The following is an 18,756-nucleotide window of genomic DNA, read 5'->3' as shown; positions in this document are numbered from 1 at the left end:
AGGGTCGGGAAGTGTACCGGGAGTACGCGCCAGTTGACGGAGCGTCATCCGGGCCCATGGGTTCACGAGTTCAGGAATGCGAGCACCGGTGCAGAAGACGCGGCCTCGTCGCACAGGCAAGCAGGAAGCCCCCGTTCAGGGCGCTGAGCCGACGCCCCCCACCGGCACGGGCCGCCCCACTCACGTACGCAACCGGCTGATCGTGGCCGTGGCCGTGGTCGCGGCGGCCATCGCCGGTGCCGGCACCCCGTCCGTCCTGGCCGCCTCCGGGCAGCTCCACGACTCCCAGGAACTGGTGACGCTCGCGGAGCAGACGCAGGACGCGCTCGCCCTCGCGCACTCCCTCGCCGACGAGCGGGACGACGTCACCTCCTACATCGCGGCCGGGCGCCCCAAGTCCAAGGCGCCCTCCGAGCAGCGCAGCGCCCGGGTGGACCGGCAGGTCGAGGAGCTGCGCTCCGACACCGACACACCCGCCTCGCTCCGCTCGGACCTCGACGGCATAGCGGCCGTGCGCAGGGCGGCGCTCACCGGCAAGAGCAGCGCCCTCGAAGCGCACCAGGCGTACTCCCGCGCCATCACCGAGCTCCACGACCTGGCCGAGCAGCTGGCGCAGCGGACCCCGCCGCGCGCGGGTGCCGGCGGTTACGCGCTGGCCGAGCTGGACTCCGCCGTCCAGCAGGCCGCAGCGGCCCGCGGGCTGCTGCTCGCCGCGCTGAGCGTGCCGCGCGGCACCGAGACGGTCATCGACCCCGTCACCGGCCTGCCGACCGAGACCTCCACCTCCTCGGACGCCGACGCCCGGCAGCGTGACGCCCTCAGCGCCGCAGCCCAGCAGGCCCGGCTGCGCTCCGACGCGGCCCTGGCCGACTTCCGCGGCACCGCGCCCAAGCCGGCCCGCGCCTCCTTCGACTCCACGGTCACCGGCACCGAGGTCAACTCCGCCGACAAGTACCTCGCCACCCTGACCGACCAGCCGACGCTCTCCCGCACCGACCTCGCCACCAGCTCCAAAAAGCTGGACGCGGCCCTGTCCGCCCGCGTCGACCTGATGCGCGGCGTGGAGTCGGCCCTCTACGACCGCCGCACCAAGGACCTCGAGGCGCTGCGTGACGACGACGTCACCGCGCTGGAGATCCGCATCGCCGTGCTCGGCGCCCTGATGCTGCTCGCCGTCGGCGTCGCCACGGGCATGGCCCGCAGCCTCACCCGCCCGCTCGCGGTGCTGCGCCTGGGCTCCAAGCGCCTCGCCGAGGCCGAGGACCCGGCGGCCGAGGAGCCGGTGAAGTTCACCGGCCGCAACGACGAGTTCGCCCAGGCCGTCCGCTCCGTCAACGCCCTGCACGCGCACGCGGCCGCCCTCGCCGAGCGGATCACCACGCTGGAGTCCGACCGCAAGCACCTCGTCGGGCAGCGCCAGAAGATGGCCGACGCGCGTGAGGAACTGCGCGGCGAACTCGCCGAGTCCGCCGCCCAGCTGGAGCGGCTGCGCACGGCCATCGGCGGGACGTTCGTCAACCTCGCCCTGCGCACCCTCGGTCTGGTCGAGCGGCAACTGGGCGTCATCGAGAACCTGGAGGAGCGCGAGCAGGACCCGGACCGGCTCGCCACGCTGTTCAAGCTCGACCACTTCGCCACGGTCATGCGCCGGCACAGCGAGAACCTGCTGGTCCTGGCCGGCACCGAGCACGTCCAGCACGCCGCCGGGCCCGTGCCGCTGGTGGACGTCGTCCGGGCCGCGGTCAGCGAGATCGAGCGCTACGAGCGGGTCCGGATCGCCGCGCTGCCGCCGCACGCGCACATCGCCGGGTTCGCCGCGGACGACCTCTCCCATCTGCTGGCCGAACTCATGGAGAACGCCACCTCGTTCTCGCCGCCCGACCTGCCCGTCGAGATCTCCGGCTGGCTGCTGGAGAACGGCGAGGTCATGCTGTCCGTCCAGGACGAGGGCATCGGCATGACCGAGGAGAGGCTGGAGCGCCTCAACTCCCGCCTCGCCGACTTCGACCCCGAGGCGCCCTACGACCAGGAGGGCGAGGACGGTCTCGGCCTCGGCCTGTACGTCGTGGCCCGGCTCGCCCACCGCCACGGCGTGCGCGTCCAGTTGCGCGAGCAGAAGCAGGGCGGTGTCGCGGCGGTCGTCGTCCTGCCCCGCACACTCCTCGCCGCCGCCCCGGCCGTGGCCGTACCGACCTCCGGCCCCCTCACCGGTACGGCCCACTCCTACTCCTTCCCGGGCGCCGACGCCGAGGCCAACTCCAACGTCCTGCACGGCCGTGCCTCCGGCGACGACCCGTTGGTGGCCCTGGCGGAGAAGGCGGTACGCCAGGACGAAGCCGCGGACACCACGACGCCCACCCATCAACCGGAACCGACCGGGGAGCCGGAACCGGCGGATGCGTCCGAGGCGCCCAGGGCGCTGGAGGTGCCGGAGTCGCCGGAGGCGGCAGACCTGGCGACATCCGCCGAGTCGGAGGCGCCCGCCGAGTCGGAGGCGCCCGGTGAGGCGACCGCACACGCCGAGTCGGGAGCACACGCCGAACCGGTGACGCCGGACGCCCCCGTGGCGCCCGCCGATCAGGCCGCCCACGCCTCCCCGGCGGGGATCGGCGATCCGGCCGCCCACGTCGACCCCGCGGCGTCCAACGACCCGGCGGTGCCCAGCGACCCGGCGGCGCCCGGCGAACTTGCGGCAGACCCCGAGTCGAGGCCGCATGCCGACCCGGACGAGACCGCCGCAGCCGTGGAATCCCCCGCGGAGACCACGATGGAGCTGCTGATCCCGGCACAGGCGGGTGAGTCGGACCCGGCGGGGCACGGACCCGCGGTCGACGGCGCCGAGACCGACCCGCACGAGCGGCACACGCCCGACGCCGCCTACCGTACGGGCGAGACCGGCCCGCACGGGCGGCCCGGGCCCGAAGGCGAGGCCCCCACGGGCGGCGTGGACCGGGACGAGAGCCCGGAGCACGAGCGCGCGCCCGACGAGGAGGAGGACCGCGTCACCGACAAGGGCCTCCCCAAGCGCACTCCGAAGATCACCGCTCAGACCACCGCCCCGCGCCAGCGCAGCGGCTCCGTCGACGCCGAAGCCCTGCGCCGCCGTCTCGGCGGCTTCCGCCAGGGCGCCCAGGCGGGGTACCGCGACGTGGAGGCGGAGATCGCCGAGAGGACGGCCTCGCACCAGCGGCCGGCCACCGGCGCAGCACGACCAGCTGGATCCGAAGAATCCACGGGGGGCACAGTCGAGGAGGCAAGCAGTTGACCGCTCCCAGTACCTTCGGACTGATCGGACTGAGCAGTGAGGCCCGCAACCTGCACTGGCTGCTGACCAACCTCGTCGAGGAGGTGCCCGGCATCCTCTCGGTCGCGGTCGTCTCGTCCGACGGACTGCTCCTGCTCTCCTCCGACGACCACCGCAACAGGGAGGCGAGGGAAGCCCTGCAGGCCCGCGGCACCCGCCGCACCGGCCCGCGCGGCTCCGCCGCCGACCTGGCCACCATCGTCTCCGGCATCGGCAGCCTCACCATCGGCGCCGCCCGGCTGATGGACTTCGGCGGCGTCCGGCACACGATGATCGCGATGGACGAGGGCAGCCTCTTCGTGATGTCGATCAGCGACGGATCGCTGCTCGGCGTCCACGGCTCCGCGGACTGCGACATGAGCGTGGTGGCGTACCACATGGCCCTGTTCGTCGGCCGCGCCGGTCACGTCCTGACCCCGGAACTCCGCAGCGAGCTCCGGAAGTCCCTGGAGGATTCCCAGACGACGGGGAGTGCCCGATGAGCAGTACGCCGAAGCAGCACCTCCCGGTCCGCGGCGGTGACCGCAAACCCTCCCGGGTCCGCCCCTACTCGCTCACCGGCGGCCGCACCCGGTTCGGCCACGTCCTCCTCGTGGAGACGTTCGTGGCGAGTACGGCCGCGCTGGACGCCCCGGAGGAGCGCAGGGAACTGACGAACGGCCACCTCTCCACCCGCGTCATGCCGGAGCTGCGGGCCATCGTCGAACTGTGCCGCCGGATGCGTACGGTGGCCGAGATCGCCGCGCTGCTGAAGATGCCGCTCGGCGTGGTCCGCGTGCTCCTGAGCGACCTCGCGGACCAGGGAAAGATCCGTGTGTACGGAACGGGCACCGGCCATGGCACGGGCCGCCCGGACCGGGCTCTGCTGGAAAGGGTGCTGAGTGGACTCCGTCGTCTCTGACGCCGCTCACGGCGTCGCTGGTTCCTCCCCGTTCGGACGGCCGGACGACAGCATGCACGCCTGGGAGACGGACCGCACCCGTGCCCCCATAGCCACGAAGATCGTGGTGGCGGGCGGCTTCGGCGTGGGCAAGACCACGCTGGTCACCGCCGTCTCGGAGATCACGCCCCTGCAGACCGAGGCGCTGATGACCGAGGCGAGCGAGGCGACCGACGACCTCACCGCCACGCCGGGCAAGTCCACCACCACCGTGGCCATGGACTTCGGGCGCATCACGCTCGACGACGACCTGGTGCTCTACCTGTTCGGCACGCCGGGCCAGCAGCGGTTCTGGTTCATGTGGGACGACATCGTGCGCGGCGCGATCGGCGCGGTCGTGCTGGCCGACACCCGCCGCCTGAAGGACTGCTTCCCGGTCCTGGACTACTTCGAGAGCTCCGGGCTGCCGTACGTGGTCGCGGTCAACCACTTCGACGGCAGCGAGCTGTTCGAGCCGGAGGACGTGCGGGAGGCCCTGACCATCCCGCGACACATACCTGTCATGATCATGGACGCGCGTCGCCGGATCTCCGTGATCGAGACCCTCCTGGCCCTCGTGGGCCACGCGCTCGACGAAACCCCCGAGTAGAGGACAGCCCCGCATGCGGAAGATACTCGTCGTCGGAGCCGGTCAGTCCGGGCTCCAGATCGCCCTCGGCCTCCAGTCACAGGGGTACGAGGTCACCCTGATGTCCAACCGGACGGCGGACGAGATCCGCACCGGCCGGGTCATGTCGACGCAGTGCATGTTCCACACCGCCCTGCAGCACGAGCGCGATCTCCAGCTGAACTTCTGGGAGTCCCAGGCCCCGAAGATCGAAGGACTCGGCGTCTCGGTCGCCGCCCCCGGCTCCTGGGCCGAAGGCCCCTCCGCCCGCGCCATCGACTGGCTGGGCAGGCTCGACGGCTACGCCCAGTCCGTCGACCAGCGCGTGAAGATGGCAGGCTGGATGGAGACGTTCGCCCAGCGCGGCGGCCAGCTCGTCATCCACGGCGCGGCCGTCGGCGACCTGGACTACTTCTCCCGCACCTACGACCTGGTGCTCGTCGCCGCCGGCAAGGGCGAACTGGTCCAGATGTTCGGCCGCGACGCGGAGCGCTCCCCGTACACCGAGCCGCAGCGCGCGCTGGCCGTGTCGTACGTCCACGGCCTCGGCCCGCGCCCCGAGCACCCGGACACCGAAGCGGTCCGCTGCAACCTCGTGCCGGGCGTCGGCGAACTGTTCGTCATGCCGACCCTGACCACCTCCGGCCGCGCCGACATCCTGTTCTGGGAGGGCATACCCGGCGGCCCGCTCGACGCCTTCAACGGCGTCAAGGACCCCGCGGAGCACCTCTCCCTGACCCTGGAACTCATGGAGCGGTACGTCCCCTGGGAGTACGCGCGGGCCACCAAGGTCGAACTGACCGACGCCGGCGGCACCCTGGCCGGGCGCTACGCCCCCACCGTCCGCAACCCGATCGGCCGTCTCCCCGGCGGCGGACTCGTGCTCGGCGTGGCGGACGTCGTCGTGGCCAACGACCCCATCACCGGACAGGGCTCCAACTCGGCGTCCAAGTGCGCGGCCGCCTACCTCTCCTCGATCACCGAGCACGGCGACAAGCCGTTCGACGAGGAGTGGATGCGCGCCACCTTCGACCGCTACTGGAACACCGCCCAGCACGTCACCAAGTGGACCAACGCGATGCTCGCGCCGCCGCCGGAGCACATCCTGAATCTCATCGGCGCCGCCGGTGAGCTCCAGCCGGTCGCCGACCGCTTCGCCAATGGCTTCGACAATCCGGCCGACTTCGAGAACTTCTTCTACGACCCGGACAAGACGCAGGCCTACCTGGCCGAGGTGTCCGGCGCGGGCGCCGCGTCACCGTCGTAACCCTCGTCGGACCCGTCCGTGGCACCCTCGGGGAGCTCCGGCGGCTCGTAGCGCCGCAGGGGCTCCCCGCCCGGGTCCGGTCGTACGGCACCCAGGACCGGGTTGGCCGCGATCGGTGACGCCTTCACCTTCGCGCCCGGACGGGGTGCGTGGACGACCATGCCGTCGCCGAGGTACAGCGCCACGTGCGTGGCCTTCGGGAAGTACACGACCAGGTCGCCGGGGCGCAGTTCGTGCAGCGGGATCCGCTCCAGCTGCTTCCACTGCTCCTGGCTGGTCCGGGGGACGGGCGTCCCGGCCTCGGCCCACGCCTGCGAGGTCAGCCCCGAGCAGTCGTACGTCCGCGGGCCCTCCGCGCCCCACTCGTACGGCTTGCCGAGCTGCCGCACGGCGTAGCGCACGGCCCGGTGGCCTTCGGCGGACGGGGTGCGGACGGTGTCGCCGATCCCGCGGCTGTCGCTGTTCTTGCCGTTCTCGCTGCTGTCGCCGCTGCCACCGCCGTCTTCGTCGTCTTCGTCGTCCTCGTCGTCCGGGCCGTCTTCGCTGCCGAGCGCGCCCGACGCGATGAACTCCGACTGCGCCTTCGCGATGCCCTTCCGCTCCAGCTCGGCAAGCTCGGTGAGCTGGTCGCGGCTGAGGGAGGCGAGCAGTTCCTCGACGTCGTGGAGGCGGGTGCGGACCTCGTCCCGTTCCTTCTTGCGCCGCTCGGTGAGGGCGAGCTGCCGGTCGAGGGCGGTGCGGGCCTTGCGGGCCAGTTCGTCGGCCTTGTGCTCGTCGCCGGACAGCCGGGTGATGGTGCCGGCCCGTTCCCGCGCGAGCCGGCCGATCACATGGCCCTGCTCGATCGCGTGCTGCGGATCGCGGGCCAGGAGCAGGCGGACGTAGGGGGAGAGGTCGGTGCTGCTCTGGTACTGCTGCCGGGCCAGCCGGCCGGCCGCGCCCCGGCTGTCGTGCAGGGAGAGCCGGGCGCGTGCGAGGGCGCGGTCCAGACGGTCGGTCTCGGCGCGCTGCTTCTTCAGCTTCTCCTCGGTGGCGTTGTAGGCCTCGGTGGCCTCCTCGGCCTTCCGGTACAGCCCCTGAAGGTCCGTCAGGAGATCCGCCACCTGCGGCTGTTGCGGGTCCGGCTCGGAGACGGCCGCGGCCGGGACGGGTGCCAGGACGGTTCCGGCCGCCGTCGCCGCGACACAGACCAGACGCAGCAGCTTTCCTGACATGCCATCACCTCCGTAACGGGGGCGGCGTGGTGCCGCCGGACACCGTGAGGATCAGGCGAGTGCGTGCGCTGCGCGCGGTGGGTGTGCGCGGTTCGGCGCAACGGGGTCACCCGTCGGCGTCGTCCGGCTTGCCGGGCGGCGTGGCGGCTGGCCTCGACCAGGGCCAGTTGAGCCGGCGGGGCGGGACGCCCTCCGGGGTGTACGCGTACTTCCAGCGGTTGGACAGGCCGACCTTGCCCGGCCCCCGGGGGACGCGACGGTAGACGAGCACGGTGTCCGGTCCGCCGTCGGGGTCCGGGACGGGGATGCGGTACGTCTTGGGCGGGTGGCCGGTGATGCCGAGGAGGACGGGCAGGACCCTGCCGTCCATGGGGCCGCCCTCGAAGGGGGTGTCTTCGCTTCTCACGGGATCAGTGTCCGGGATCCTCGGCGAGCGCCCGGACCAGGGCGTCGGTCTGCGGGTCGCGGCGGGCGGTCACCGTCAGCATCGCCACGAACTGCTCGACGAGCCAGTCGCGGAGTTCCCCGGCGGGGGGCTGCTTGTCCTCGTCGAGCCAGATGAGCGACGACGCCTCCACGGCCGTGATCCACATGCGGATGGTCATGCGCAGGCCGGGACCGGGGCCGGTGACGCCCAGGTGGCTGACGATGTGCTCGGCGGCGACACGGCGTACACCGTCGACGATGGCGGTGGTGCGGGACGTCTCCACGACGCTGCCGCCCTGGAGGAGGGCGCTGAAGCCGGTGTCGTGCTGGTCGACGAACGTGAGGTAGCGGTCGAGGGCGCGGGAGAGGCGGGGCACGAGCGGGCCTTCGCGGGGTTCGTCGAAGCAGTGCTGGAGCTCGTCGGCGGCGGAGCGCAGGGCGGCCTCGTAGAGCTGCTGCTTGCCGCCCGGGAAGTACCGGTACACCAGCGGCCGCGAGACCCCGGCCGCCTCCGCCACGTCGTCGAGGGACACCTCCTCCGGGGCGCGGTGGGCGAAGAGGTCCAGCGCCGAGGCGAGGAGTTGACTACGGCGTTCCTCGACGCTGAGTCGCCGGTAGGCGGGGGTGGGGGCGGCTGGTGTCATGCATCGCAGCTTGACGTGCTCCCCGGCCTAAAGTCCAGGGAGTCCGGCCTGGGTCGTCCGACCCTTCCGGTGGCTTCCTGCTTCACCGCGCTGTGCGGGCGCGTGGGCCCGTCTTACCGGCGCTCCACAGGCGTTTTGCGTCTCCGCCCGTCCGGCGGCGACGATACGGCGTCCTTCGAAGAGGACGTTGCGTGCGGCGTTGTGGTCGCGGTCGTGCACGGTGCCGCACGCGCTGCACGTCCACTTTCGGACGTGCAGCGGCTTGGGGCCGTCCCGGAACCCGCAGGCCGAGCAGACCTGCGAGGACGGAAAAGCGCGGTTCACCTTGGCGAAGGTGCGTCCGTGCTTGACGGCCTTGTACTCCAGCATGCCGACGAACCTCGACCATCCCGCGTCGTGTACGGCCTTGGCGAGCCGGGTGCGGCCGAGGCCGGACACCGATAGGTCTTCCACGTAGACCGCTTGGTTGTCGCGGATGATCTGTGTGGATCCCGGCCAAGGCGCTTGAGCTTCTTCTCCGCCCGGCGCAAGAAGCGCGGGCTGTCGATTCTCCGGCCGTCGGACAGGACCGCGAAAGCGGACAAGCCCAGGTCATACCTGTATCGGCCTCCAGTTCGGGGAGGATGTCAGGCTCGGTGTCCACGACGAAGCTGAGGAAGTACCGGCCGCAGCTGTCCTTGGTGACCGTCAGGGACGTGGGTGTGCCAGGAAGCGGGCGGGACCACTTGACCTTGAGATCGCCAACCTTTGCCACGTAGACCGCGCCGTCGGCCTGGACGCGGAAAGCGTTGGTGTTGAGGCGGATCGACTGCCGGGCATCCTTCTTCGACTTGTACCGGGGCGGCCCCACCTTCCGGCCTCGCCGCTTGCCGCTCAGACTGTCGAAGAAGTTCCTGTAGGCGGTGTCCAGATCCCGCAGGGACTGCTGCAGGACAACCGCCGACACGTCGGCCAGCCACGCGCGTTCCTCGGTCCGCTTGGCCTGGGTGATGCGCAGCCGGGAGAGCTCAGCCGACGTCACATATGGCATCCCCGCCGCGTGCGCTTCCCTGCGGTCGCGCAGGCAGTCGTTCCACACCACGCGGGCGCACCAGAACGCCTTCGCCAGCGCACGACACTGGGCGGCATCCGGGTAGGCCCGGTAGTTGTAGCGGAGCTGCATATTGATCACCGTAGGGATGCTCGGTGACCGCTCACGGCGAAAGATCACATTCAACCGGAACTGCACACGATCTGAGCAAGCGTGTTCGGGACCTGTGAGGTGAGTCTCTCCATCGCGTCAGGCAGCCGCTCAGTAATCGTCCTGTACGGGCTCGACGGAGTCGGGTGGTCAGGCCAGCAGCCCCGACGACTTCCACAGGCGTCGGCCGACCCCGCGCAGTACGCCGATGTCGTCGAGGAAGTCGGTCAGGCGCTTGGAGCCGTTCTGCATGACCTCGCGGCGGTGGCCGCTCGCGCGGACCTGGGCGAGGGCCTCCCGTTTGTCCAGGCCCACGTTCGTGTAGACGTCGGGGTTCACGAAGGCCACCGAGAAGACGCGGGCGAACTCGCCGGAGGTGATGCGGGTGAACTCCTGGGACCACTTGGGGGCCGTCACCATCTGGCGGCGGAGTTCCTCGCGGGCGTAGCGGACGTGCCGGGCCTCTTCGACCACGTGGATGCGGGTGACGCCGCGGACCAGGGTCTGGACCCGCTCGTCGGGGAACGTCAGCCGCTGCATCCAGTCCAGGACCTCCTCGCCCAGCAGGGTCGCAGTGAAGGAACCCGGCGTGGTCGAGATGGTCTTGAACAGCCGGCCCAGCTGCTGGTGGGCGCGGCTGACCGGGTACCAGGGCGTGTCGCCCTGGGCTATCAGCCGGGCGAACATCTTGGAGTGCCGGCACTCGTCCTCGATCTCGGTGAGTGCGTAGCGGACGTGTGCGCTCGTCGCCGCCTTGTCGTAGATGTGCCGGACCAGCAGCTGCATCAGGATGATCTCGAACCAGATGCCCAGGGAGGCCAGGGCCGCCGCCTCGTGGTGGGAGAGCAGGATCCGCTGCTCCTCACCCATGCGCTTCCACAGCGGGGTGTCGTAGAGCGAGACCAGTTCCGGCGGCCAGAACCACTTGCCCTCCTCGAAGGGCGCGTCCCAGTCCAGTTCCTCGTCCGGGTCGAAGGAGTGCTTGGCGGAGGAGTCGAGCAGCCGCTGGGCCACCTGCTCCCGGTCCTTCAGCAGGCCGAGGGCATCGCGCAGGCCGTCGAGCGCGTCGGCTTCCGTCAGGGTCGTCATGGCTGCCCACCTCGTTGTGCACACGTCACTGATGCACTTATGAGACTGCTTGTCAGCAAGCTCGTCAATCCCCCGCGCGTCACTTGTTTACTCGGCGTCTACTTCGTGACGCGGCGGCGCGGAGGTGCGGGGGCGATCGACCTGGGGCGACGCGCCACCGGCTGGACTCCGTCAGAGCGCGCAGCCCAGCCCCTCCGGCACCTCGCCGATCAGCGGCTGCGCCCCCTGGGGCGGGAACTGCGTCCGCAGCGTGAAGGCGTACGGCGTCGGGCCGTGCGTGCGCAGGTGCAGGACGCGGGACTCCGCCTCGGCGACCGTGGGGCGATGGCCCGCCGGGACCCACCAGAGGGCGACCATGGCCTCCTGCACCCGTTGGAACCACTCGCGTCGGCGTGCGAGCACCTCCCGGTGCCGGCCCTGGTACATGTACGCCGTCAGCGCGTCGGCGTCGCGCCACACCGACATGTTGATGATCAGCCAGGAGTCGCCGAAGACGGGCACGTCCGTGGCGTCGTCGCCGGCCTCGCCCTGCAGGCGCCAGACGAAACCGTCGGCGCGGTCCGCGTCCGCGTTCACCGGGTCGAGGTTGTCGACGAAGTCCTTCAACTGCGGAGAGTCCAGCGGGGCCTTGAGGCGGCCGAGGTTAACCTGGGCGAGTTCGTACGCGGCGGGTTCAGTCATGAACCGAACGGTAGGTCGGGGTCTCCTGGCCCCGGTAGCCCCGTCTCATCAACCGGGCAGCGACTTGAGCACCGCCTTCATCACCGCCCGCGCGATCGGCGCCGCGTCGCCGCCCCCGCTGATGTCGCCGCGCTTCGCCTCCGCGTCCTCCACGACGACCGCGACCGCCACCCTCGGCACCAGGTCACCCTCTCCCTGTGCCCAGGAGATGAACCAGGCGTACGGGATGCCGGAGTTGCCGAGGCCGTGCTGGGCCGTGCCGGTCTTGCCGCCGACCTGGGCGCCGCGGATGGCGGCTTTGCGTCCGCCGCCGTTCTCGACCGCGTCCCGCATCATCGCCCGCAACCGGTCGGCGGTGGCCGGGTACATCGCCTGGCGGATCGGACGCGAACCGGCCGCCGCCAGGGTGCTGCCGCCCGGCCGGGTCGTGCGCTCCACCAGGTAGGGGTCCCGCACCTGGCCGCCGTTCGCCACGGCCGCCGCGACCATCGCCATCTGCAACGGTGTGGCGCGGGTGTTGTACTGGCCGATCGACGACAGGGCGAGCTGAGCCTTGTCGAGGGTGGTGTCGAACGTGGACCGGGCCACCGGGAAGGGGATCCGCAGCCCTCCGTTGTTGAAGCCGAAGGCGTGCGCCGTGGCCGTCATGTCCGTCACGCCCACCTCCACGCCGAGCTTGGCGAACACCGTGTTGCAGGAGAAGGTGAAGGCCTCCCGGACAGAGGCGTCCGCGCAGCCCTTCGACGCGTTCGTCAGGCGCGTGCGCGTTCCGGGCAGCCGGTAGGGGTCGGGGGAGTCGGTCGGCGTATCGAGGTCCGTGACCACACCCGCGTCCAGCGCGGCGGCCGCGGTGACGACCTTGAACGTCGAGCCAGGCGGATAGGTCTGCCGCACCGCCCGGTTGAGCATCGGCTTGTCCTTGTCCGCGGTGAGCCGCCGCCAGGCCCGGGCCGCCGCCGAGCCGTTGCCGGACAGCGGCTGGGGATCGTAGGACGGGGCGGACACCAGGGCCAGGATCCGGCCGGTCGACGGCTCCAGCGCCGCCACCGCGCCCTTGCGGCCCGAGAGTCCCCGGTACGCGGCCTCCTGGGCGGCCGGGTGGAGCGTCGTGACGACGTCCCCGCCCGCGTTGCGCGCACGCGTGAAGTCGTTCCACAGCGGGAACGGCGCGAGCATCGGATCCGCGCCGGACAGTACGCCGTCCTCGGCGCTCTCCAGCAGCGTCGTCCCGTACAGCTGGGAGGCGAAGCCGGTGACCGGCGCGTACATCGGGCCGTCCGTGTAGGTCCGTTCGTAGCGGAGGTGCTCGCGGGTGTCCCGGGAACCGGTGACAGGGCGCCCACCGACCCAGATGTCTCCGCGCGGCTGCTCGTAGCGGGCGATGTCGGGGCGCCGGTTGGCCGGGTTGCGGTCGTACGACGGCGCCTGGACGACCTGGACCCGGGCGGCGTTCACCAGCAGGGCCACCAGCAGCAGCGCACAGAAGTACCCGGCGTGCCGGATGTTCCGGGTCACCGGGTGTCCTGCCCGTCGTAACCGCGCCGGGCGGAGTCGCTCACCCGGACCAGCAGCGCCACGATCGCCCAGTTGGTGACCACCGACGAGCCGCCCTGCGCCAGGAACGGCATTGCCATGCCGGTGAGCGGGATCAGGCCGGTCACGCCGCCCGCGATCACGAACACCTGGAGCGCCACCAGTGAGGCGAGGCCGACCGCGAGCAGCCGGCCGAAGGGCTCGCGCTGCGCGAGGCCCGCGCGAAAGCCGCGCTCCACCAGCAGGCCGTAGAGGAGGAAGACGGCGCAGAGACCGGCGAAGCCGAGCTCCTCGCCCGCGGTGGCCAGGATGAAGTCGGACTTCACGGCGAAGCCGATGAGGAAGGAGTGCCCGAGTCCGAGACCCGTGCCGAGCATGCCGCCCTCCGCGAAGGCGAACAGCGACTGGGCGAGCTGGTTGGCGCCCTCGCCCGCCTCGATGGAGGCGAAGGGGTGCAGCCAGGTCTCGATCCTGCTGTGCACGTGCGGTTCCAGCCGGCCCACGGCGACCGCACCCAGCGCGGCGAGCAGCAGGCCGACCGCGATCCAGCCGGTGCGGCCGGTTGCCACGTAGAGGAGCACCACGAACAGGCCGAAGAACAGCAGCGAGGTGCCGAGGTCGCGTTCCAGGATCAGCACACCCACGCTCACCAGCCAGACGGCGACGATCGGACCGAGCACGCGGCCCGTGGGGAGCTGGAGCTTCCAGACGCGGCGGCCGGTGTAGGCCAGTGCGTTGCGGTTCGCCGCCAGGTACGCGGCGAAGAACACCGCCAGCAGCACCTTCGCGAACTCGCCCGGCTGGATGGAGAACCCGGCGATCCGGATCCAGATGCGGGCCCCGTTCACCGCCGGGAAGAGGATGGGCAGCGTGAGCAGGATCAGGGCCACGACCACGCAGACGTACGTGTAGCGCTGGAGCACCCGGTGGTCCCGCAGCAGCAGGCCGACCAGGATGAACAGCGTCACGCCCAGCGTCGACCACACCAGCTGGGCCGGCGCCGCCCGGTCGCCCGGGGTCTCCAGGTCGAGCCGGTAGATCAGCACCAGGCCCAGCCCGTTCAGCAGCACCCCGATCGGGAGGAGCAGGGGGTCGGCGTACGGGGCCCGCAGACGTACCGTCAGATGGGCCAGCAGCGCCAGTACGCCGAGGCCGGCGCCGTAGCCGGCGGCACCGGGCGGCAGCGTTCCCTGCCGGGCGAGGCCCACGGCGCAGTAGCCGTACACCGACAGCAGCACGGCCAGCACGATGAGGGCGAGCTCGATGCCCCGGCGTCGGGGGAGGCGACGGACGGCGGGGGCGGGCGCGTCCGCCGTCACCACGGTGATTCCGGCCTTGCTCATGTCCGGAATCTACCCAAACCGTGCGTCTTGCGTGTCTTTGGGTGACGAGGTGTCAGCACCAGCGTGGCGCGGGGCCGATGTTGTCGATGTACCGGGCCGCGCCCCAGGCCCAGGTGCCGTCCGTCAGCAGGTACCAGAGCGGGTTGCCCTGCACCTTCTCGCCGCCCGTCTTGCAGAAGATCTTGACGACGTCGCCCCGACGGGCGAACCGGATGATCTGCGAACCTCGGTTCGGAGCGCTGCGCAGCGCCAGCCTGTTCGCCGTGACGACGCCCTCGTAGAGACGCTGGTCGTGATGGCCCTGGTGGTTCCCGTTCCCGCCGCTCGGGTCGTGCCGGCCGTTGCCGCTCCCGTCGTTCGAGTTGTTGTTGCCGTTGCCGCTCCAGCCGTTCGGGTCGTTGTTGCCGTTCCCGTCGCTGGGATCGTGCCGGCCGCTGCTGTTGCCATTGCCGTTGCCGCCGCTCGGGTCCCAGTCGTCGGCGGCGGCAGGTGTGATGGCGGCCGCGGCCGCGAGAAGACCGGCGGCGGCTGCTATGCAGAGGCGGAAGCGCAGGGACATGGGGGATACCTCCATGTGGGGGCGAAGGTGCCGAAGCTGACTAATCGCCACATTAGGAGCGGCCTGCGGGTGCCGCCCCTCACGCTGGGCCATAGGAGGACGCGCTCCGGCCCCTCACTCCGCCGCGAGTCTCAGGGTGGCCACCGCCCCGCCCTCCGGCGCGTTCGCGAACTCCAGCCGCGCCCCCAGCACCTCGGCCTGCCCGCGTGCGATGGTCAGCCCCAGACCGTGCCCCCGTGTACCGCCCTCCGTGCGGAACCGCTGCGGGCCGTGCGCGACCAGGTACTCCGGGAATCCGTCCCCGTGGTCGCGAACGGTCACCACCGGCCCGTCCACGGTCAGCACCACCGGCCCCCGCCCGTGCTTGTGCGCGTTCGCCACGAGATTGCCCAGCACCCGCTCAAGCCGCCGCCGGTCCGTCTCCACGGACACGTCCCGTACGACCCTGACCTCCGTGCCGTTCCCCGCCGCCCGCACCACCCGCTCGGCCAGCGGCCCCACCTGCTCGGTGTCCAGCTCCACCCGCTCCCGGCCGGTGTCCAGCCGGGAGATCTCCAGCAGGTCCTCGGTGAGGGTGCGCAGCGCCGCGACCCGGTCGCGCACCAGCTCGGTCGGACGGCCCGGCGGCAGCAGTTCCGCCGCCGCGTGCAGCCCGGTCAGCGGCGTGCGCAGCTCATGCGCGACGTCCGCCGTGAACCGCTGCTCGGCCAGCAGCTTCCCCTGCAGCGACGCCGCCATGGAGTCCAGCGCGGCGGCGACCGCGGCCACCTCGTCCTGCGGACCGGGCTGCGTGCGCGGACCCGTGCGGGGGTCGTTCACACGCGCGTCCAGGTCGCCCGCGCTGATCCGCCGGGCCACCAGAGCCGTGGTGTGCAGCCGCCGCGTCACCCGGGTCACCGCGAACGCCCCGACCAGCAGCGTCGCCCCGATGGCGAGGCCCGACGACCACACGATCGCCCGGTCCAGGCCCTCGATCGTGCGGGCCTGCTGCGAGTAGTCGATCGCCACGGCCAGCGCCCGCTCGCCGTCGACGGGGCCCGCCGCCCACATCGTGGGGCGTCCCGCCCGGTCGGCGACCATCGTGCCGCGATCCCCGGCCACCGCCAGCTCCCGCAGCTCCCCGGGCAGCTCCGGCGGATCCACCCCGGCGCCGTGCCGCAGGGTGTCCCCTGCCTCGTACCGCTGCGTCGCCTGCGTCAGCCTCTGCAACGCCTGGTCACGGGCCTGACCGACGGTCTGGTTCGTCACCTGCACGTGCACCAGGACGCCGAGCAGGGCCGCGAGCGCGCAGCACATGACCGTGATGAAGGCGGCGGCCTTCGCGGCGAGCGTCCCCGACCACGGGGGGAGCAGCGGCCTCATCCGCCGCTCACCGAGGGGGAGCCGGAGGGCGAGGCGGACAGGGGAGCGGACGGTGAGGCGGACGGAGGAGCGGACGGGGGAGCGGACGGCGAGGCCGATGGGGGACCGGTGCGGGAGGTCGACGGAGCACCGGTGCCGGAGTCCGACGGCTGCCGGGGGTGCTTGCGCGGGCCCGTGCGCAGCATCTCGTCGTGGGTGAGGAGCATGGCCCGCTGATCCCGGTCCCAGGTCCACTGCAGACGGTACTCGTAGCCCGCGACCTCCGACGGTGAGCGGATCACCAGGGAACGCCCGGCCAGCTCGACACCGCTCAGCGCGTCCTCCCACGCCATCACCTGCACCAGCCGGTGCTTGTCGACGGTGTAGACGCGGACCGCGGTCGTCTTGCCGGGCCGCAGCGGGAAACCCAGCGTCAGGTCGTCGCGCCCGTCACCGGTCAGATCCCGGTAGTACGGCCGGAGCACCGGGCACTTTCCGTGCCCCGGGCCCTTCGCGCAGCCGGTCATCGCGCGCCCGGTGTCGCGGTAGGGCGCCCTGGCACCGTCGTAGTCGCCCGGGTTCCCGGCGATCTCGGCCCGGACGATCCCGACCGGATTCACCCGGCGGATGTCGTCGCCGGGCACCTTCACCCCTTTGACCACCTCGGTGTTCACCTCGCCGATCTCGAACGCCGGGCTGGACGCCGGGGTCAGCTCCGGCCAGAGGCGGGCCGGCCCCTGTGCGGTGGGCGTCGACCCCGCGCCCTCCAGCCCGCCGGTGTCCCCGCAGCCCACGGCGGCGGCCAGCAGCAGTGCGACGACGGCGAGGCGGCGGGCGGCCTGCCCGGTGCGGCTGAGGGGCACTGCACTCCTGGCGGTTCATGGGTGAGCACACGGCGGACACACGGTGGACGGATGGTGGACGGACGGCAGGGGTGACCGTCGGCCGCGTACACCTTATTCGCGGGGAAGTCCCATTTGCGCGAGAGGGTGGCCGTGTGCGCGCAGCCGTACGGGCGTCCTGCTACTCGGTGAGTTCCTCCGGCAGCCGGGCCGTGGCCAGCCCGGCCCGCAGGTACTCGACGAACAGGTCGTTGTGCAGCGCCCAGGGCGAGCGGCGGGCCCGGATCAGCCGGATCGCCGCCTCGGCGGACCGGCCCTGGCGCATCAGGGCGTGCGCGACGACGAGGCCGGAGCGGTTGTACCCGTGGTAGCAGCGGACCAGGACCCTGCGGCCCTCGTCCATCGCCTCGCACGCCGCCTCGGCCAGCCGGATCACCCCGGCGAGCTGCGTCCCGTCCAGCGGCCCGTCGGGGATCGGCCACACATGGTGCAGGACGCCCGGATCGGGCCCGTGCCCCGGCAGCCGCAGCAGCGTCTGCACGAGGTCGAACTCGTCCCGTACGACGGCGAACTCCAGGTGCCCCAAGGTCCCCGTGTACTCGTGACCGCCCATCCAGAGCCCGGGGACGACCTCGTTCCACGGACTCTCCGGAGCGGGCACGTCGGGTTTACTGCGGGTACGCAACGGCGCCTCCCCACCATGACCGCCCGAGGGTCCGCGGGCAGGCTCAACTCCTCTCCAAGGTAACCGGGTTCTTGCCCCCGCAGCACCCCGCCTGTTCCCATGGACTGGGGTGATGGTGCATGAACGGACTGCGCGTCATACCGACCTGGCGGCACGGCCGCGAGCGGCTCTACGTCTGCCTCCCGGACGGCAGGAACATCGCCTGGTACGACCGTGAGGCCGCCCGGGTGAACCTGCTCGGCGAGGACCGCGAGGACGACGTCCTGAGGGCCCTCGGGCCCTTCATCACGGGCCCCGTGACAGTGGGGCCGCCGCCGGTGCCGACCCCCGCAGAGCTGGCCCGCCTCGCCCTCCACCCCGACGACGACCTGGCCCCCAACCGCCCCGGCGAAGCCCTCGTCGTCGCCCTCGACCGCGACCCCGGCCCCACGCACCGGCTGCGCCCCGACCCGCGCCGCAGGGACCTGGCGGCCGAGCAGACGGTCGGCGACGCCCTGGACCGTCTCGACGGCGCGGGCTGGCACACCCTGCACTCCGTTCCGCTGCCCGGCGGCGACCGCATCCACCACCTGCTGATCGGCCCCGGCGGCCTCTACGCCGTCCACACCCTCCACGCGCGCAAGCAGCGCGTCCGGATCGCCGACCCCATGATCACCCTGGGCCGCCGCGACCCCCACCCCCTCCTCAACCGCCTGCGCACCGACGCCGACCGCGCCTCCTACGCCCTGACGGCGGAGGTCCGCCCGGTACTCGTCCTGGTGGACCCGGCGGCGCTGTCGATCCCGGCCGCCCCCCGCGACGTCCACGTCCTGACGGCGGCGGAGGTGGAAGGCCTGTCACGACGGGGCGGCGTCCTGAAACCGGCGGACGTGGAGGCCCTGCACGCGATGGCCCGCGACCGGAACACGTGGGCGCGGGTGTGAGGGGGTCGGGGGTCGGCGGGGTGTTCGGGGGCCCGCGGGGCCGGGAGGGGGTCCGGGCGGCGGGGGTGTTCGCGGGTCGCGGCGGGACGGGCGAGGGCTCGGCGGGTGTTCGCGGGTCCGCGGGCCGGTCGGGGGTCCGGGCGGCGGGGGTGTTCGCGGGTCGCGGCGGGACGGATCG

The 18,756-nt window shown here is 72.2% G+C and carries 17 protein-coding genes and 1 pseudogene; 6 read left to right on the top strand and 12 right to left on the bottom strand.

Features of this window, described 5'->3' with window-relative positions; genetic code table 11:
* Positions 1–76: 76 nt before the first annotated feature.
* Genes ABT116_RS09235 through ABT116_RS09215 form a run of 5 tightly spaced genes read left to right on the top strand, consistent with a single transcriptional unit; the run spans position 77 to position 6,118 of the window.
* Complete coding sequence (locus ABT116_RS09235; protein WP_502983845.1) at positions 77–3,265, top strand: sensor histidine kinase; 3,189 nt, start codon at positions 77–79, stop codon at positions 3,263–3,265.
* Positions 3,262–3,786: a roadblock/LC7 domain-containing protein gene (locus ABT116_RS09230; protein WP_351630030.1), complete on the top strand. Its 525-nt coding sequence runs from the start codon at positions 3,262–3,264 to the stop codon at positions 3,784–3,786. Before ABT116_RS09235 ends, ABT116_RS09230 begins: the two co-directional genes overlap by 4 nt.
* The gene (locus ABT116_RS09225) at positions 3,783–4,205 is read left to right on the top strand and encodes a DUF742 domain-containing protein (protein WP_351630029.1); all 423 of its coding nucleotides are present in this window, start codon (positions 3,783–3,785) and stop codon (positions 4,203–4,205) included. Before ABT116_RS09230 ends, ABT116_RS09225 begins: the two co-directional genes overlap by 4 nt.
* A complete protein-coding gene (locus tag ABT116_RS09220) occupies positions 4,186–4,833 on the top strand; it encodes a GTP-binding protein (RefSeq protein WP_351630026.1) in 648 nt (215 codons plus the stop codon). The genes ABT116_RS09225 and ABT116_RS09220 overlap by 20 nt, the downstream gene beginning before the upstream one ends.
* A 13-nt stretch (positions 4,834–4,846) precedes the next feature.
* Positions 4,847–6,118: a styrene monooxygenase/indole monooxygenase family protein gene (locus ABT116_RS09215; protein ID WP_351630024.1), complete on the top strand. Its 1,272-nt coding sequence runs from the start codon at positions 4,847–4,849 to the stop codon at positions 6,116–6,118.
* Here ABT116_RS09215 and ABT116_RS09210 read toward each other — a convergent pair.
* The 12 genes and pseudogenes from ABT116_RS09210 to ABT116_RS09155 all read right to left on the bottom strand — a co-directional run bounded on the left by ABT116_RS09210 (position 6,073) and on the right by ABT116_RS09155 (position 17,655).
* Positions 6,073–7,332, bottom strand: coding sequence for a C40 family peptidase (locus ABT116_RS09210; protein ID WP_351630021.1), 1,260 nt, complete (start codon positions 7,330–7,332; stop codon positions 6,073–6,075). The two genes, ABT116_RS09215 and ABT116_RS09210, sit on opposite strands and share 46 nt — an antisense overlap.
* A 106-nt stretch (positions 7,333–7,438) precedes the next feature.
* A complete protein-coding gene (locus ABT116_RS09205; RefSeq protein ID WP_351630018.1) occupies positions 7,439–7,738 on the bottom strand; it encodes a DUF8847 domain-containing protein in 300 nt (99 codons plus the stop codon).
* A 4-nt stretch (positions 7,739–7,742) separates the two neighbouring features.
* On the bottom strand, positions 7,743–8,402 hold the full coding sequence (locus ABT116_RS09200; RefSeq protein WP_351630016.1) for a TetR/AcrR family transcriptional regulator: 660 nt from the start codon (positions 8,400–8,402) through the stop codon (positions 7,743–7,745).
* A 27-nt stretch (positions 8,403–8,429) separates the two neighbouring features.
* A pseudogene (locus tag ABT116_RS09195) lies at positions 8,430–9,564 on the bottom strand (RNA-guided endonuclease InsQ/TnpB family protein).
* A gap of 168 nt (positions 9,565–9,732) precedes the next feature.
* Positions 9,733–10,671 carry an AurF N-oxygenase family protein gene (locus ABT116_RS09190; RefSeq protein WP_351630013.1) on the bottom strand — a complete coding sequence of 313 codons (939 nt, stop codon included), beginning with the start codon at positions 10,669–10,671 and terminating at the stop codon, positions 9,733–9,735.
* A gap of 171 nt (positions 10,672–10,842) precedes the next feature.
* A complete protein-coding gene (locus tag ABT116_RS09185) occupies positions 10,843–11,352 on the bottom strand; it encodes a DUF3291 domain-containing protein (protein ID WP_351630010.1) in 510 nt (169 codons plus the stop codon).
* Positions 11,353–11,400: 48 nt separating this feature from the next.
* Positions 11,401–12,867, bottom strand: a complete 1,467-nt coding sequence (locus ABT116_RS09180; RefSeq protein WP_351630001.1) for a penicillin-binding transpeptidase domain-containing protein — start codon at positions 12,865–12,867, stop codon at positions 11,401–11,403.
* Entirely contained in the window at positions 12,864–14,228 is a 1,365-nt protein-coding gene (locus ABT116_RS09175) for an FtsW/RodA/SpoVE family cell cycle protein (protein WP_351629999.1), read from the bottom strand. Before ABT116_RS09175 ends, ABT116_RS09180 begins: the two co-directional genes overlap by 4 nt.
* A 52-nt stretch (positions 14,229–14,280) precedes the next feature.
* Positions 14,281–14,787: an SH3 domain-containing protein gene (locus ABT116_RS09170; protein ID WP_351629997.1), complete on the bottom strand. Its 507-nt coding sequence runs from the start codon at positions 14,785–14,787 to the stop codon at positions 14,281–14,283.
* A gap of 114 nt (positions 14,788–14,901) precedes the next feature.
* Positions 14,902–16,149 (bottom strand): ATP-binding protein, encoded by a 1,248-nt coding sequence (locus ABT116_RS09165; protein ID WP_351629994.1) that lies wholly within the window; start codon positions 16,147–16,149, stop codon positions 14,902–14,904.
* Complete coding sequence (locus ABT116_RS09160) at positions 16,146–16,991, bottom strand: hypothetical protein (RefSeq protein ID WP_351629992.1); 846 nt, start codon at positions 16,989–16,991, stop codon at positions 16,146–16,148. Before ABT116_RS09160 ends, ABT116_RS09165 begins: the two co-directional genes overlap by 4 nt.
* 160 nt (positions 16,992–17,151) lie before the next feature.
* Positions 17,152–17,655: a protein-tyrosine phosphatase family protein gene (locus tag ABT116_RS09155; protein WP_351629990.1), complete on the bottom strand. Its 504-nt coding sequence runs from the start codon at positions 17,653–17,655 to the stop codon at positions 17,152–17,154.
* A gap of 119 nt (positions 17,656–17,774) precedes the next feature.
* On the opposite strand from ABT116_RS09155, the gene ABT116_RS09150 reads away from it, so the two are divergent.
* Entirely contained in the window at positions 17,775–18,578 is an 804-nt protein-coding gene (locus ABT116_RS09150) for a nuclease-related domain-containing protein (protein ID WP_351629987.1), read from the top strand.
* Positions 18,579–18,756: the final 178 nt, after the last annotated feature.

Origin of the sequence: Streptomyces sp. NPDC002130, assembly GCF_040296465.1 — a bacterium.
GTDB lineage: Bacteria > Actinomycetota > Actinomycetes > Streptomycetales > Streptomycetaceae > Streptomyces.
The sequence above is the reverse complement of the archived record's forward strand: the minus strand, read 5'-3'. Positions and strand labels throughout refer to the sequence as shown.